The 15,105-nt window shown below is 69.9% G+C and carries 15 protein-coding genes; 10 read left to right on the top strand and 5 right to left on the bottom strand.

Going from position 1 to position 15,105, the window contains the following annotated elements; translation table 11 throughout:
* The 3 genes from KDK95_RS30760 to KDK95_RS30750 form a co-directional block, all read left to right on the top strand.
* Positions 1-299: helix-turn-helix domain-containing protein (locus tag KDK95_RS30760; protein WP_212521848.1), on the top strand; the 299-nt coding region annotated here is incomplete at its 5' end.
* A 433-nt stretch (positions 300-732) separates the two neighbouring features.
* On the top strand, positions 733-1,233 hold the full coding sequence (locus tag KDK95_RS30755; RefSeq protein ID WP_212521847.1) for a hypothetical protein: 501 nt from the start codon (positions 733-735) through the stop codon (positions 1,231-1,233).
* A gap of 96 nt (positions 1,234-1,329) precedes the next feature.
* Positions 1,330-3,771 (top strand): SpoIIE family protein phosphatase, encoded by a 2,442-nt coding sequence (locus KDK95_RS30750; protein WP_212521846.1) that lies wholly within the window; start codon positions 1,330-1,332, stop codon positions 3,769-3,771.
* A gap of 570 nt (positions 3,772-4,341) precedes the next feature.
* Here the strand turns inward: KDK95_RS30750 and KDK95_RS30745 are convergent.
* The 4 genes from KDK95_RS30745 to KDK95_RS30730 form a co-directional block, all read right to left on the bottom strand.
* Positions 4,342-5,304 (bottom strand): M48 family metalloprotease, encoded by a 963-nt coding sequence (locus KDK95_RS30745; RefSeq protein ID WP_212521845.1) that lies wholly within the window; start codon positions 5,302-5,304, stop codon positions 4,342-4,344.
* An 8-nt stretch (positions 5,305-5,312) separates the two neighbouring features.
* The gene (locus KDK95_RS30740; protein WP_212521844.1) at positions 5,313-5,744 is read right to left on the bottom strand and encodes a BlaI/MecI/CopY family transcriptional regulator; all 432 of its coding nucleotides are present in this window, start codon (positions 5,742-5,744) and stop codon (positions 5,313-5,315) included.
* 82 nt (positions 5,745-5,826) lie between these two features.
* Positions 5,827-6,474, bottom strand: coding sequence for a DedA family protein (locus tag KDK95_RS30735; RefSeq protein ID WP_212521843.1), 648 nt, complete (start codon positions 6,472-6,474; stop codon positions 5,827-5,829).
* Between the two features lie 166 nt (positions 6,475-6,640).
* The gene (locus tag KDK95_RS30730) at positions 6,641-7,525 is read right to left on the bottom strand and encodes a phosphatase PAP2 family protein (RefSeq protein ID WP_212521842.1); all 885 of its coding nucleotides are present in this window, start codon (positions 7,523-7,525) and stop codon (positions 6,641-6,643) included.
* 339 nt (positions 7,526-7,864) lie between these two features.
* On the opposite strand from KDK95_RS30730, the gene KDK95_RS30725 reads away from it, so the two are divergent.
* From KDK95_RS30725 to KDK95_RS30695, 7 genes are all read left to right on the top strand, one after another.
* Positions 7,865-8,536: a DedA family protein gene (locus KDK95_RS30725; RefSeq protein ID WP_212521841.1), complete on the top strand. Its 672-nt coding sequence runs from the start codon at positions 7,865-7,867 to the stop codon at positions 8,534-8,536.
* On the top strand, positions 8,533-9,252 hold the full coding sequence (locus KDK95_RS30720) for a DedA family protein (RefSeq protein ID WP_212521840.1): 720 nt from the start codon (positions 8,533-8,535) through the stop codon (positions 9,250-9,252). Before KDK95_RS30725 ends, KDK95_RS30720 begins: the two co-directional genes overlap by 4 nt.
* Entirely contained in the window at positions 9,242-9,559 is a 318-nt protein-coding gene (locus KDK95_RS30715; protein WP_212521839.1) for a hypothetical protein, read from the top strand. The genes KDK95_RS30720 and KDK95_RS30715 overlap by 11 nt, the downstream gene beginning before the upstream one ends.
* A gap of 21 nt (positions 9,560-9,580) precedes the next feature.
* On the top strand, positions 9,581-10,192 hold the full coding sequence (locus KDK95_RS30710; RefSeq protein WP_212521838.1) for a hypothetical protein: 612 nt from the start codon (positions 9,581-9,583) through the stop codon (positions 10,190-10,192).
* Positions 10,193-10,323: 131 nt separating this feature from the next.
* The gene (locus KDK95_RS30705; protein ID WP_212521837.1) at positions 10,324-11,172 is read left to right on the top strand and encodes a polysaccharide deacetylase family protein; all 849 of its coding nucleotides are present in this window, start codon (positions 10,324-10,326) and stop codon (positions 11,170-11,172) included.
* A gap of 255 nt (positions 11,173-11,427) precedes the next feature.
* Positions 11,428-12,309, top strand: coding sequence for a polysaccharide deacetylase family protein (locus KDK95_RS30700; protein WP_212521836.1), 882 nt, complete (start codon positions 11,428-11,430; stop codon positions 12,307-12,309).
* Positions 12,306-13,499: a YncE family protein gene (locus tag KDK95_RS30695; RefSeq protein ID WP_307844801.1), complete on the top strand. Its 1,194-nt coding sequence runs from the start codon at positions 12,306-12,308 to the stop codon at positions 13,497-13,499. Before KDK95_RS30700 ends, KDK95_RS30695 begins: the two co-directional genes overlap by 4 nt.
* Before the next feature lie 599 nt (positions 13,500-14,098).
* Here the strand turns inward: KDK95_RS30695 and KDK95_RS30690 are convergent.
* The gene (locus tag KDK95_RS30690; RefSeq protein ID WP_212521835.1) at positions 14,099-14,578 is read right to left on the bottom strand and encodes a transposase; all 480 of its coding nucleotides are present in this window, start codon (positions 14,576-14,578) and stop codon (positions 14,099-14,101) included.
* Positions 14,579-15,105: the final 527 nt, after the last annotated feature.

Genomic DNA, 15,105 nt, shown 5'->3' with positions numbered 1-15,105 from the left:
ACGCGCTCTTCGGCATGCTCCGCGGCCCGGCGCCGCAGCGCGTCGAGCAGCCCGCGAAGGGACATTCGGCGCCGACGCTGGAACTGGTGCGCAACGCCGTGCGCGCGGCAGAGGGCGACATCTCGGCCGCCGAGGTCGCCGAGCAGGTCGGCGTGAGCCGCCCGACCGCCCAGCGCCATCTGCGCTACCTCGCCCAGCACGGCGTCGTGCGTGTGCAGTTGCGCTACGGCGCGACCGGCCGCCCCGAACACCGCTACACGACAACCGGGAGAGGGGGACTGCAAGGGAACCACCACTGAAGCGCGGACGGCACGTACCAGCGTCCGCATCACCGTCCCGAGTTTTGCAGGCACCGGCGAACTGGAGAGCCCCGGGCACTGATGGAGGTTCCCGCCGCCCGCACCAGATCGAGCAAACCATCACCGGGGCATTGATGACGGACTGCCACGGCTCTTCTCCGTCAGGACCGTGATCTACCGCAGGAGGCGTCGGCGCGCAGGACCATTGAAGCGCGGCCGCAGCTTCGCGCGCTCACCCGAGAGACATCCGATATCGTCGATCTTGCTCACGGCGAAACTTGAATTCCACCGTCCGACGCCGGGCGTGGGTCCTGACCCGCCGCGACCGATGTCACCACCTTGGTCAGATGCAGGACGAGAACCGCGAGCAGACCTGGGGATGAGCGAGCGGCGTCAAGTAGCCCGAACCCGCCCGCCGGACGTCATGGCGTTCATGGCCGAACGCACGCGCACCCTGGACGAACTCGACTTCGCCGTCGACGGGGCTACCGGCCAGAGCCCCTGCGGCACCTTCCGCCTCCAGTTGTTCACGGCCACCGGAGCGCGGCCGGTGGCCATCGCCGCCCAGCGGTACACGGAGAAGGTCTCCGAGGGGGCATCGTTGACCAGCGCCGCCGAGATCTACGTCCCCGCAGTCTGGCAGCGCCACTTCCCCGACGATTCCGAGCCGCCGATCCGGATCCAACTGCAACTCGTCGACGAGGCGTGGTCGGTCGACGACGACCCGAACCCTCTCGGCGACGGATTCGCGGCGGTCACCTTCACCATCGACGCCGAGCGCCCATACCGGCTGCGCGCGCCGAAATGGGAGCGCGGCCAGCGCCAGGCGCGCCGCTCTGTGGCCTCGGTCGCACTCACACATCTGCCACACCATGATCACGGCGTCCTTCGCTCGCCGAGTACGCCATGGACGCGGGATCATCTCATACTTTGAGACGGTGTTACAGTTGGCGATGGACAGCTGCCGTGCGGCAGCGCAAACTGTGGGGCGCCCATGAGAATTCGGGGCCGATCGGACGATCGGGCGCGCTTGAGTCTGGTCACCGTTACAGCCGCGGCGGGTGGTCTGCTCGCGGTGCTGATCGGTGCTGCGTTCGCAGTGGTGCTCTGGTCTGTCAACGACATGCGCGGCTCGATGAGAGCGGCTCAGGACGCGCAGGCCGCCATCAGCCAGGCGCGGCTCGTGGACAACCTGGTGCTGGACATCGAGACGGGCCAGCGCGGCTACCTCATCACCGGGCAGGAGCAGTTCCTCGGGCCGTGGACGGCGGCGTCCGGCCACTTCCCGGCGCAAGTGAAACAGCTGATCGACATGAGCACGTCGGCTGAGCAGACGAGGATCGCGCAACAGATCAGCCGACAGGGCGAATCCTTCATCCACGACTACTCGATCCCGGTGGTCGACGCGGCGCGAGCAGGCTCGCCGAGCGCGACGAGCCTGCCCACCATGATCGCTGGCAAGCAGCGGGTGGACGCCATCCGGAGCCTGTTCGACAGCTATACCGCGACCCAGCAAGCGGCGATCGCGGCAGCCGAGTCGACGGCCGATGCAAATGCCCGGCACACGGTGATCGCCGCGTCGATCGGGATCGGCCTGTCGGTGCTCCTCATCGCCGCGTACGCCGGATACGTCACGCGGATCGTGGTCTCGCCGGTGCGTCGTGCGGCGGCGCTGGCCACACGGCTGGCAGCAGGCGATCTGACCGCGCGGATGCCGCGTACCGGGACGCGGGAGATCGGCCAGCTGGAGACGGCGTTCAACTCGCTGGCCGGGTCGCTGGAGACAAGCCTCGAGAAGCAGCAGACTGCGCAGCACCGGCTGCGGCTGCTCTATGACGCGAGCACGACGATTGGCACGGCGCTCGACGTGGAGCAGACCGCGCGCGAACTCGCGGACGCGGCAGTCCCCCGGTTCGCCGACTACGCCACCGTGGACCTGGACGCATCGGTGCTGCAGGGCGCAGAGCCGACGTACGGCGGAGCGCCGATGCGCCGCGTGGCACTGAGCGGCAGCGGCGCCCACGAAACCGTGCCACTCGACCCCGTGGGCGCGCTGGTCGAGCCGCTCGCACCGCCGAGTGAGCCGGGGCGCAACGGCGGCGTGGCGGTGATCCACGATCTGCACGGCAGCGGATCGTGGTCGATGTACGGCCCCAGCCAGGCCGCCCGGCTGCTCGACTTCGGCATGCACTCGCTGATCACGGCTCCGCTGCTGGCCCAGGGCGCGCCACTGGGCCGGGTCGGCTTCTGGCGAGCCCAGGAGAGCACCCCGTTCGGCAAGGAGGATCTCGCCGACGCCGAGGAACTCGCCGCCAAAGCCGCCCTCGCCATCGACAACGCGCGCCGGTACAGCCGTGAACGCGCCACCGCCCTGACCCTGCAGCGCAGCCTGCTCCCGCACCGGCTGCCGGTCCAACCCGCCGTCGAGACCGCGTACCGCTACCTGCCGACGGGCACCGAGGCGGGCGTCGGCGGAGACTGGCTCGACGTCATCCCGCTGTCCGGCACCCGCGTCGCGCTCGTGCTCGGCGACGTCGCGGGCCACGGCGTGCACGCCTCCGCCTCGATGGGACAGCTTCGATCCGCGGTGCGCACCCTCGCCGACGTCGATCTCCCCCCGGACGAGCTGCTCACCCACCTCGACGACCTGGTCATCCACCTCACCGAGGCCGACGAAGACGAGGCGGGAGTCGGCGATCTGAGCGCCACCTGCCTCTACGCGATCTACGACCCGATCTCCCGCCGCTGCTCGCTGGCCAGCGCCGGCCATCCGCTGCCGTACCTCCGCGATCCCTCCGGCCACACCTCCGCGGTCTTCGGGCATCCGGGACCCCCGCTCGGCGTCGGCGGGCTCCCCTTCGAGACCACCGAACTGGAGATCGCCTCCGGCAGCACACTGGCCCTGTTCAGCGACGGCCTCGTACACTCGCGCGAACTCGATATCGGCCAAGGCCTCGAGGAGCTCCGGCACGCGCTCGACCAAACCCCGCGCGACCTCGACGCCGCCTGCGACGTCGTGATGGACCACATGCTCGCCGGTCCCCCGGCCGACGATGTCGCCCTGCTGCTGGCCCGCACCCGCGCCCTGCCGGAAGACCGGGTCGTCACGTGGGACATCCCCGCCGACCCGGAATACGTCGCCAGCGCACGCGAACTGACGACGCGCCAGCTCGAGGCCTGGCAGCTCGAGGAGACCTCCTTCATCACCGAACTGGTCGTCAGCGAACTGGTCACCAACGCGATCCGCTACGGCGCCCCGCCGATCCAGCTGCGCCTGATCCGCGACAGCATGCTGATCTGCGAAGTCTCCGACGGAAGCAACACCGCCCCGCACCTGCGCCGCGCCCGCGTGTTCGACGAGGGCGGCCGCGGGCTGCTGCTCGTCGCGCAACTGACCCAACGCTGGGGAGCCCGCTACGGCACCGCCGGCAAGTCCATCTGGTGCGAACAGGCACTGCCACCCGCTACCTGATCCCGGTGAGGCCGCCGCGGCGGTGGCCTCCGCTGAGCTACCTTTTCAACTTTGCCCCCGCAGCCTCCTCGCAGCAGAACCTGGCAACGACCCCACGCAAGGCCGACCGATCTCAGAAGTCATGCTTACGACCGTTAATGGAAGTTGAGTGCTTTTCACGCGTTCCGTGCGAAAAGCTCGCGCCGTCGCGTCCGTCGTCCGCCCTTGTACTACTCCCCCTTGACCCAAGATCTTGGTGAATCCCTGAGCGGCCCTCGCGCGTTCATCGGCGGGCCACAATCCGGTCGGCCGCCAAGAAGTAGGCCCTCGCACCGATGACCGCGCTGTCTTACTGCCACGGTGCGCCGAACTGCACTCGTAACCGTCCCCCGGACGCGGGTAGCGGCCCGCTGTAACACGCTGCGATCGCGCCGCCCCCACACGGTGGAGGCGGTGATCCACGATTGCCGGTGGGGCGTGAACTGGAGTAGAACCTTGAGGCCCGAGGCCTGGGTCCTCATGAGGGAGCGCGGTGCGGTGCCCGCAGGAGCTGGCGGTGTGTTTGTTCCTGCGTTGGTGGTCGTGTCGGGGTCAGTGGTGGTCTGCGTACCAGTGGGCGAGGGAGAGCAGGTCTTGGAGGTCGTTGGCTGCCTCCAGGGCGCAGAACGCGGCCAGTACGAGGACGGCCAGTCCTGCGGCGAGGGCGGGCAAGCTGGTGCGCGGGGCGGGGTCGAGCAGGGCGGCCACGCGCCGTGGTACGGGTCCGGCGTTATCGAGTCGCAGTCCGCTGGTGCGGCTGACCACGGCGCCGAGTGCGAGGGCGGGGCTACGGCGCGGGCGGGCGTGTTTGGTGGCAATGGCTGCGGTGGCGATGGCGGTGGCGACTTGGCGTCGGTCGCCGATGGTGTGGGCGGCGTGTTCGTCGGCCCAACGTTCGACGGCGTAGTCGACAGCTCCGGCGAGCGGGCGTACCAGCGGGTTCGCGGCGGCGGCCAGGCGGGCCGCGGTGGTGTAGAGGTAGTGGCGGTGATCGAGGTGGGCGTGCTCGTGGGCGAGCAGGGCGCGGCGGCCGGGTCTGTCGAGGGCCTCGAGCATGCCGGTGGACACCACGATCCGGCCCGGGTTCCCGGGGACCGTGTACGCGTCGGCGGACTCGTCCCGGGTGATGACCAGGCTGGCCGCGCCGGGCAGGGCGCGGGCGTGGGTGAACGCGGCGGCCAGGGTACGTGCACGGGTGACCGTGAAGGTCGCGGTCAGCAGCAGCGCCGCACCGAACAGGATCCCGGCCGCCACGGCGATCACTCCGGAGGTCGAATCACCGCCGGCGATGATCACCCGGTGGGACAGGTGCGCGAGGTGTGCGAGGGCGGGAATGCGTACGAGCGCTGAGATGGCCACCAGCCCGAGGGCGCCGCAGCTGGTTCCCGCGAGTATCACCGCGGCCAGGCTCAGCAGCCACGTAGCGTGGCGCGGGTGCAGGCGGGTGAGCGCCAGGCGCGCGAGCGGAGCCGCGGTGAGCGGGAAGATCAAAGTCACGTACACGAAGACGCGCACGTATGCCCCTATTCAGCGTCTGCGTCGGCCTGCTCCGCTCTCCCGCCGAGGAGGGCGCGCAGCAGTTGCTCGTCGTTGTCGGTGAGGTTCTTGACGAATCCCGAGAGCACGGCCGGGCGGTCGGCGGCCGCGTCGAGCATCGCCGTCAGGCGCCGGGCGGCAAGCCCCGCCTCGTCGGCCACGGGCGCGTAGCGGTAGGCGCGTCCGTCGCGTTCCCGAAAGAGCGTGTTCTTCTCGAACAGCCTGGTGAGGATGGTGACCACGGTGGTGTAGGCCAGTTCGCCGGTGCCGCCTTCGACGTGGCCGGGCAACTGCTCACGCACCTCGGCGGCGCTGAGCGGTTCACCGGCCTCCCACAGGATGTTCAGGATGGCGGTTTCCAGCGCGCCTGCGGCGCGGCGCGGCCCCGTGCCGCGTTGGGGTTTGCGGAGCGGAGCCATCGTGCACCTTCCCTGGGCGTGTCCTGCGCGGTCACCGGAGCTTAGCGGTGCAGGCGAGGGGCGCGGCGCCGGACGGGCCTGCCTAGCTCCGGTGGACACCGGTGCGCTCCACGGCGGCGACCGGCGGTTGCTGACCTTGGCTGCGGCGGTTGCGGACGAACAGTGCGACGGCGATCACCGCGGCGATGCCGACGATCCCGGCGATGATGTACGTCGGGCCGTGGAAGTCGTTGGCGACCCTGTCCCAATTCGCGCCGACCGCGTATCCGGCCCAGGCGAGCGCCGCGGTCCACGGGATGCAGCCGATCACGGTGTACAGGCCGAAGCGGACCGCGTTCATACCGGCGATCCCGGCGGGCAGGGAGATGAAGGTGCGGATCACCGGAAGGCACCGGCCGAAGCCGACGGCGGCCGGACCGTACTTGGTGAACCACGCGGTCGCCTTGTCCAGGTCGTGCTCGCGCAGGTAGATCCGGCGCCCCCACTTGTGCAGGGCGGCCTGCCCGCCGTAGCGGCCAACAGCGTAGGCGAGGTAACTGCCGGCGAGGTTCCCGGCTACCCCGGCGGCGATCACCGCCTCGAGGTTCAGTTGGGTCCCGGCGACCGCTCCGGCGGCCAGGGCACCACCGAACAGCATGATCAGTTCGGAGGGGATCGGGATGCAGGCGGACTCGGCCAACATCAGCAGGAATATCGCCAGATAGCCGTAGTTCGCGATGAAGCTCTGCACGTCGGTCGGCCTTCCTCGCGGGGGGTGTTGTGAAGCGGTTCGGGACGAGGTCGCGGGGAGCGGACCACCGAGCGGGGATCGATCCGGTCGTCCTGAACCGCCGATAATTCTACATGATTGTAGATGTTGCTGGTGCCGACCGTCGAGCCCGGCCGGTGCGGCGCGGTCAGCGCAGGCCGGTGCCGCGCGTCTCGTGCCGCGGGTATGCGCCCCGCCCGCTGGCCGGGTCCTGCTGGGTGTGGCTTCCGTTGCCGTACGCGGTGGTGCGCGGCGCGTCGCCGTGGGCGCCGGCGGGGGTGGCGTCGGTGTAAGCGGCCCGGCCTGCGTTGTAGGGGTCGGCGTACGCCGCATCGCCGCGGGACTCGGCAGGAGTGGACGGCGCTGCGTCGCGGGAAGCGGTCGAAGTGGCTGTGGTGGCGCCCGCTGGGGCGGCGGTCAGCAGCGGGCGCAGCGGGCTCGCTTCCAGGACCTCGAGCAAGCGGGTGAGCGGGCGGCGGGCCAGCGGCCAGCCGGCCAGCAGGATCGCGGTGCTCAGGATCGCGCCGCCGAGCACGTCGTGCGGGTAGTGCTGGCCGAGGTAGATGCGGGAGAAGCCCTCGATCGCGGCGAGGATGGCGGCGATGACGCCGAGTCTGCGGCTGACGATCCACAGGCCGACGGCGAGTGCGACGGCGACGGTGGTGTGATCGGACGGGAACGAGTAGTCCGTGGGCCCGGGGCAGGCCTGAACGGTGGCGACGTGGATCGCCTGGCAGGGCCGGTTCTCCCGGAAGACCTGCTTGAGCCCGAGCCCGCCGGCGATCGAGATCAGGGTGCCGACACCGAGCCAGGCGACCGCGGCCATGGTCGCGCGGTCCGCCCGGCCTCGCGCGCTCCACCAGGCGTAGAGCGCCATCAGGCCGAGGATCCCGATCCCGGCGAGGGTGTAGAGCTTCATCGCGGACTGCAGCCACGCGGTGTGCTGGGCGAAGGAGGTGATCGAGCGGTAGAGGCCGTCGTCGGCGGTGGTGACGGTCTTGATGTGCTGCGGGTCGGCGAGCGCAAGGGGCATGGCGGGTCTTTCCTTCTCGCGGAGCGTCTCGGTGCACGTCGGCGGGCAGCCACGGGAAGCAGCGCCCGGCCCGGAAGATTTACAAGGCTGTAGAAGCTGACTGGAGTGTAGACGACCGGCGGCGCCCGCGCTAACTGAGGGCGGCCGGCAGGGAAACCGGGGTCGATCGCAGAATCCTGCGCACGCCTTCGCAACCGCGCGGGCGCCGAATCCGTCATCTGCAGTTACGCAGAAGTACTACTCCTCTGTAGAAGTTCGCTACTCTAGCAGAAGTACTACAGTCTTGTAGAAGACGGCGCGGGTCGAGGATGCGCGTCGCACTCCGGGAAGGCAGGCACGGTGGACCCGTTCTCTACGACCTCGCTGCTCTCAGCAGCGGCCCCGTATGCCGCGGCGGCGGTGTTCCTGGTGCTGCTGATCGAATCCGCGCTGCCGATCGGGTTCGTGTTGCCGGGCGACACGCTGCTGCTCACGGCCGGGCTGGCGTGCGCGACCGGGCACCTTTCGCTGCCGTGGATCCTGGGTGCGGCCACGGGAGGAGCGGTGCTCGGCGCGCAGGGCGGCTACCTGGTCGGGCGCCTCGGCACACGCGCCTTGCTGCCCGGACCGCGCGACCACCGCATCCACCGCGCCGCGGTGCGCTTCGAGCGCCTGGCCACACGGCGCGGCTACGGGCCCGCGCTGGTCGCTGCCCGGTTCATCCCGGTGGCCCGCTCGGTCGCCGGCCCCCTATCGGGTCTTGTGCGCGTCCCGACCGCCCGGTTCACCGCCTGGCAGACGGCCGGCGGCATCACCTGGGCGGGCAGCGCTACGCTCGCCGGATACGCCGTCGGGCGACTCGAGCCCGGGCTCGAACGCTATGTTCCGGCGTTCGTGCTCGTGGCCGCGCTCTCGTTCCCGATCACCGCCGGCCTCGGATACCTGCTGCTGCGCGTGCGGGCCCGGCGCCTGCTCGCCGACGCGCCCCTGGCCACGACCAGCGTTCCCGAGAAGGAGACCGCCCGCCTGTGAGCGCCCCGACCCAGCTTCCCGGATTCCTCGAATCCCTCGCCCCGCTGCTCGACCACTGGGGCTACGCCGCCGTCGCGTTCCTGCTGTTCGTCGAGGACTTCGGGGTGCCCGCCCCGGGCGAGACCGTGCTGATCGCGGCCTCCGTCTACGCCGGCACCGGACGGCTCAACATCGTCGCCGTCGGCCTGATCGGTTTTGCCGCCGCCATCCTCGGCGACAACGTCGGCTACGCCATCGGCCGCTTCGGCGGCCGGGAACTCGCCCTCAGGTGGGGCCGGTACGTGATGCTCACCGAGCAGCGCCTAGACAAGGCGGAAGCCTTCTTCAACCGCCACGGCGGAAAGATCGTCACCGTCGCGCGGTTCATCGAGGGGCTGCGCCAGGCCAACGGCATCATCGCCGGGATCACCGGCATGCGCTGGCTGAAATTCCTGCTCTACAACGCCCTCGGCGCCGCGTTGTGGGTGGCCACCTGGACCACTGCGGGCTACCTCGCCGGCAATCACATCACCACCATCTACGAGACGGTCGGCCGCTACTCCCTCTACGCCCTCGGCGCCGCGGCCGTCATCGTCGTGCTGCTCGTGCTCCGCCACCGGCGCCGCCGGGCCCGCACTGGGCCGGCCGCGGTCGAGAACCTCGAGGCCGAAGCGGTCGAGGTGGCCTATGAGAGCCGGGCGAACTCCGGCCAGGAGCGAGGCCGCCGTGGGCGATGAGGCCCGGACCGCGAACGACGAGGACCACCCGGTGACACCGATCCCGTCGGAACACCTGCGGGAACAGCTCTTCGCCGCCTGCGGCTACGCCCTGGCGTGCGCCGCCGTGGTGTTCGGGCTGCTCACCGCGCGCCTCGGCCGGCTCGGCTTCATCTCCGGCATCGTGCTCACCGGGGTACTCGTCCCGGTCAACCTCTCCCTGATCCGCCGCTTCGCCCGCCTGCGGCGCTCCCTGACGCGTATCGACGCCGTGGCTCCTCGCGGCCGGGGTGAGCGGGCCGTCGCGCGGCAGCGATCACAGCGCTGACTCACACGCGGCTGGTCGGCGGTGCTGGACGAGGGCGAGCACGGGCAGGATCAGGCCCATGCCGACCGGCACATCTCAGCTCACGGGCTCCTCGAGCGCGGCCGCGACGGCGCGTACCCGGCGAACGCCGGCGCGACCCGCCACCCGGGTAGGACCCTTTCGCCCGCGATGCCCGGCGGCGCGGGAGGCCACGAGCCCGTCCACAGCCCGGCCCGACCCGCCTCGTGTCTCTGCGTCATCGCGCCCGGCGTCGGGCTGCTCGCCTACGGGCAGACCGGCGCAGCGATGACCAGGCACCTGCCGCCGAACCTGCCCACGGTCGCCGTCACGTTCGGCGCCGTGCTGACGGTGGCGCACCTGGCCGTGCGAGCGCTCGACCCGTGCGCGGACCCGGTGATCGTGCCGACTGCGGCGATGTTCAACGGCGTGGGACAGGTGCTGATCCACGCCGCGCCCAAGAGCACGGCCCTCGCGTATCGCCGCCGACGAAGCACGCTGCTGGTGTCGCATCCCGCCTACGGCGCCGGGGCCGCAACGCCCGTGCGCGCTCTACGACCTGGGCGCGCGACGACTCGCGCGGTCGCGAGCCGGACGACTCGGCGGCGAACCTCGTTCTCGGCCGCGATCGGCTGAACGTGTGAATCCTGACGCGACACGTCATCCATTCGGCCTCGCGACGCAAGCACCCGCCCGACTGGCCTGAAAGGCTCGTGGCCAGGCACCGAGGGCACGGGTCAGACGGCCGAGTAGGAGAGCGCATCGAGGTGAAAGCCGATCAGCCAGACCAGACCGACCACGTGCGCAGCGGGGTGTCTCGGCGGCAGTTGTTCAGCAGCGGCACGATCATGCTGCTCGGCCTCAGCAGCATCGCTCGCGCGAACCAGGCCGGCGGCGCCCCCGGCGCCAGGCGCGCAGCCACCCATCCGACAGCCGCTGCCTCACCCGGCGACGCCTCCGGTCCGCAGCCGCGGCCGATGAACGCCCCGCCGATCGAAGTGGGTGCACCGTCCGGGCAGCCGCGCATGGCGCCGCAGTTCTACGTCGACGACGCGGGCCCACAATCGATCGCCCTGACCCTCGACGACGGTCCGCATCCCGTCTACACCCCGCAGGTCCTCGATGTCCTCGACCGATACGGCATCCAGGCGACCTTCAACATGATCGGCCGTCAGATCGCAGGAAACCTCCCGCTCGTACGCGAGGTCGCCGCCGCCGGCCACACGATTACGAACCACACCTGGGACCACGCGGACATGCGCGGATACCCCGCGTCCCAAGTGATCTCCGAAATCGACCGGTGCAACGACGCCCTCGCCGACGCAGGCCAAACACCCACGATCTTCCGCGCACCCTACGGATACTGGACACCCGCGGTCTTTCAGGCGTGCGCCACGCGCGACCTCACCCCCCTGGGCTGGTCGGTCGACCCCCGCGACTGGGACACCGCCCACGTGACCACGCAGGACATCGTCACCACCGTGCTCCGCCATACCCACCGGCACGACATCATCCTCGAACACGACGGCGGCGGAAACCGCAGCAACACCGTCGCCGCACTGCGCATCTTCATCCCGGCGCTGCTCGAACGCGGCTTCGTGTTCGCCGCTGTATAGGGAGATCCTTGCCGTCACCGCCGGGCAACGCGGGACCAAGGGGCCTCACATCCGAACCGCTAGCACATTGAAATGAGATGCGGTTCGGACGTGTTCCGCGTGGCACTGTCCGCGGCGGCGCACCGGCCGGCTCCAGAGGCACAAGGTCTTGAGCGCGGTGCTCCCGACGCCATCATTAGTGCGACCGGGTGAGATGGTTCACTCGGTTGACGGTACACCTGGTTCAACTTCCGATCTGCCGAAAAGTGCCCTGATATGACGTCGCCCGAGCCGCCGCAAAGCACCTGGTCGCGCCGGAGCGTGCTGGCCGCGCTGGCTCCCGTGCCGTTGCTGGCGGCCGGAGGCTGCTCGGATCCGGGGCGCGCCGCGGCGCCCGAAGCACACCCGAGCCGGGAACAGCTCCCCGCGCCGTCGACAGGTTCGGGCTCGACCGCGCCGCGGCCTGCGACTGCGGCGTCGAACGACCCTGCCGTAGCGCCTGAGGCGTCGCACGCGCCCGTATCCGACGCGGTCGCCCTCACCTTCCACGGAGCCGGCTCCCCGCAGCTCGCGAACGCGTTACTCACCGAAGCGGAACACTCCGGTGCGCGCCTGACGATCCTGGCCGTCGGTGCGTGGCTGGCGCAGTACCCCGAGATGGCAGAGCGGACCCTGCACGGCGGGCACGAACTGGGCAACCACACCGAGCATCACCTCGACATCGACGCGATGTCGCCGGACGACGCGTACCAGGAGATCGAACAGTGCGCGCAGCGCCTCGAGCAGCTGACCGGTTCGCGCGGGCGCTGGTTCCGCCAGTCCCAGGCACAGCACGCCAGCCCGACCGTACGCACGGCGGCTCGGCGCGCGGGCTACACGACCCTGCTGTCCTACGACCTCGATTCGCTCGACTACCTCGATCCCGGCACCCGCGCGATCGAGCAGACGGTGCTCGATCGGATCCGAGGCGGGGACGTGGTCTCGATGCACCTCGGACACCAGCAGACCGTCACCGCGCTACCGGTGATCCTCCAAGGCCTCGCGCGCCGCGGGCTGCGCGCGGTCACCGCCTCCGAGCTCTTCCCGACAGTCCGCGCCGCCGCACGCTCGCAGCCACTTCCCGCATCCCCCAATACACTGAAGGAAGCGACCAAGTGAACCCCGTCCTACGCCACCGGCCGGTCAGCGCCGCAAGCATCGTGACCGCGTTGTGCATCGCCTGCGCCGGCTGCGCCACGCACACCGCCACCGAGGCGGCGCGGCACGCGGTCGCCGCACAGCACCCGGACGCGCCGCCTGCCGCGCAGCAGTTCACACGAGCCGGAGCCCTGCCCGGCATGCCCGCCTACGACCCGACCGACCTCTACGCCGCCGACCGCCCCGACCGGCTCTCACCCGTCGTCAAGAACGACCCGAGCTACGTCTACGTTCCCAACACCCACTCGGACACCGTCACGGTCATCGATCCGGCCACCTACAAGGTGGTGCGCACGGTACCGGTCGGCGCCGACCCGCAGCACGTGGTGCCCTCCTGGGACCTCAAGACCCTGTGGGTGAACAACGACAAGGGCAACACGCTGACTCCGATCGACCCGGCCACGGGCAAATTCGGCACCCCGGTCCCGGTGTATGACCCCTACAACCTCTACTTCACCCCCGACGGCAAATCCGCGGTCGTAATGGCCGAGGCCGACCACCAGATCGTCTTCCGCGACCCGCACACCATGGCGATCCAGACCATGCTGAACGTGCCCTGCGAAGGCGTCAACCACGCCGACTTCTCCCCGGACGGCAGCTACTTCATCGCCTCCTGCGAGTTCGACGGCCAAATGCTGAAAATCGACACCGCGACCCACAAGCTCGAGGCGGTCATCCAGCTCAAGCCCGGAGCCAGGCCGCAGGACGTGAAGATCTCACCTGACGGGAAGGTGTGGTACGTCGCGGACATGCAGACCGGCGGCGTGTGGACCCTCGACGGAGACCGGTTCACCGTCACCGGGTTCATCCCCACTGGCAATGGAACGCACGGTCTCTATGTCAGCCGCGACTCGAAGGACCTGTACATCACCAACCGCGGCGAGGGCTCGATCAGCGTACTGGACTTCGCCACCAACACGGTCCGCGCGAAGTGGCAGATTCCCGGTCGGGCAAGCCCGGACATGGGCGGGGTCTCAGCGGACGGCAAGGTCCTGTGGCTCAGCGGACGCTATAACGCCGAGGTCTACGCCATCTCCACCACCGACGGCCACCTGATCGCGCGGATCCCGGTGGGCCAAGGCCCGCACGGGCTGTGCATCTACCCGCAACCAGGCCGCTACTCCCTCGGCCACACCGGCATCTTCCGCTGACCGCCTACCGTCGGCGACTGCAGCCTGACGCAGGCGGCGAGCAGCGTGCCGACAGCCGTGCCGCGGCAGCAACAGACCGCCGCCGAACCCGATCGCGATGCTGGTCCTGATCCGCGAGACCGACTCGGCGTCTCGCCGATGTTCTTCGGCGCGCTCGTCATCATGGTCCGCCTCGCCACCGCACGCGCCCGCCGGCTGGCGATGGGGCCAGGGACTGTTCGTCGCGGACGCCATCGGCGTGGCAACGCGCTCAACCTCGACTACCGCCGACGCAGCCCTTATCCCTTGCAGATCCGGTGCGTTAGAAGACGCGCATGCAGGCCGGCGCAGCACCTGATCTTGAATCATGAAGTCGGCGCGGTCATCTTGGTCGATGCGGGGGCAGGCAGAAACCAGCCGGCCTCGAATGCCACGGCGGTCGTAATCCCGATCGGCGGGCGCGGACGCCGCTCGGGCCACGTGCAGTACCTTCAGTGCGGCCGGCGTGGGTTCACGCGTAGCTGGGAGCGAAGCTGCACGAACGGCTCGGGCGCGCGGATGCAACTTCTACATCTTGGACGCGATGTACTTTCCTTACCGGGTTCAGAACAGGCCCTGAGTTACGGTCCGGCGTCCAACGGCCGTTCCCTGAAGGCACGCACCTGCTCATCCAGGTGCGTCGCCATCGCCGAGACCTGCGACTTCGACAGCTGCGTCACCCCGAGTTCAGCCGCGAGTCGCTCGACCGGCGGGTGAAGACCCCGAGCAGGTAGGCGGTGGCCACCACGCTCATCAGCGCCTGCTCCGCCCGACGTCTGCGCGAGAAGCCACTCCGGGAAGTATGAGCCGGTCCGCAGCTTCGGGATCGCCAACTCGATGCTCCCGACCCGCGTGTCCCACCCGCGGGTGCGGTAGCCGTTGCGTGAGTTCGTCCGTTCCGAGCTGACCTGGCCGTATCCGGCGCCGCAGGCCGCGTCCGCCTCCGCCGACATCAACGCCTCGGCGAAGGACTTGACCATCAACCGGAGCATGTCCGGGTCGGCCGCGGCGAGTTGCCGCTCGAACTCCTCACCTGCGGGCACACTGGATAGGACGGTCACCGCGTGTTCCTCCTTCAAGATCTTCAATCCATCTCGAAGGATCGCCCGGTGACCGTCTCACGTATCGGAGATACGCCCATCAGAGCTACTCCGTACACCACGTCCCTGGACGCAACCCAGCGGCGGGGCGGGTAGGCCGGCCCGACTGGAGCCTCGGTGAGAGGGAAGCGGCTTCTGATCCGCCGACGTTCCTTTTCTACCTGCGCGAGGACGAGCCGGTGGCCCTCGTAGTTGCTGAATTGCGCGCCAAGCGAGAACGCAAAGGCCTGGCACGACACCGGGCGCACCCCAGGGGCCCGCACTTGGAGCCCGCGACCGACGTAAAACACGGGTCCCGCCGTCCACAAGAACTCGTGATGAACTAGGCCGTGTCTTCAAACTATCGCCGGGTCCGCGACGGCTGCCACGCACGCTCGCGGCGTTGCAGGGGCGGTTGCAGACGACCGAGTATGCGCCCGCCCCTGCGCCTTGCGAGCGCACGCGTCAGACGCCGCGGCCTGATCCAACGCAAGTTTGAAGACACGGCC

Origin of the sequence: Actinospica acidithermotolerans, from assembly GCF_018139625.1 — a bacterium.
GTDB classification, from domain to species: domain Bacteria; phylum Actinomycetota; class Actinomycetes; order Streptomycetales; family Catenulisporaceae; genus Actinospica; species Actinospica acidithermotolerans.
Note: the sequence above shows the minus strand (reverse complement) of the source record. Positions and strands in the feature narration are given on the sequence as shown.

Excerpts from the sequence above, each read along its gene's own strand:
- KDK95_RS30700 (WP_212521836.1), top strand. The coding sequence starts at position 11,428 with ATGACGTCGCCCGAGCCGCCGCAAAGCACCTGGTCGCGCCGGAGCGTG.
- KDK95_RS30740 (WP_212521844.1), bottom strand. The coding sequence starts at position 5,744 with ATGGCTCCGCTCCGCAAACCCCAACGCGGCACGGGGCCGCGCCGCGCC.
- KDK95_RS30730 (WP_212521842.1), bottom strand. The coding sequence starts at position 7,525 with ATGCCCCTTGCGCTCGCCGACCCGCAGCACATCAAGACCGTCACCACC.
- KDK95_RS30755 (WP_212521847.1), top strand. The coding sequence starts at position 733 with ATGGCCGAACGCACGCGCACCCTGGACGAACTCGACTTCGCCGTCGAC.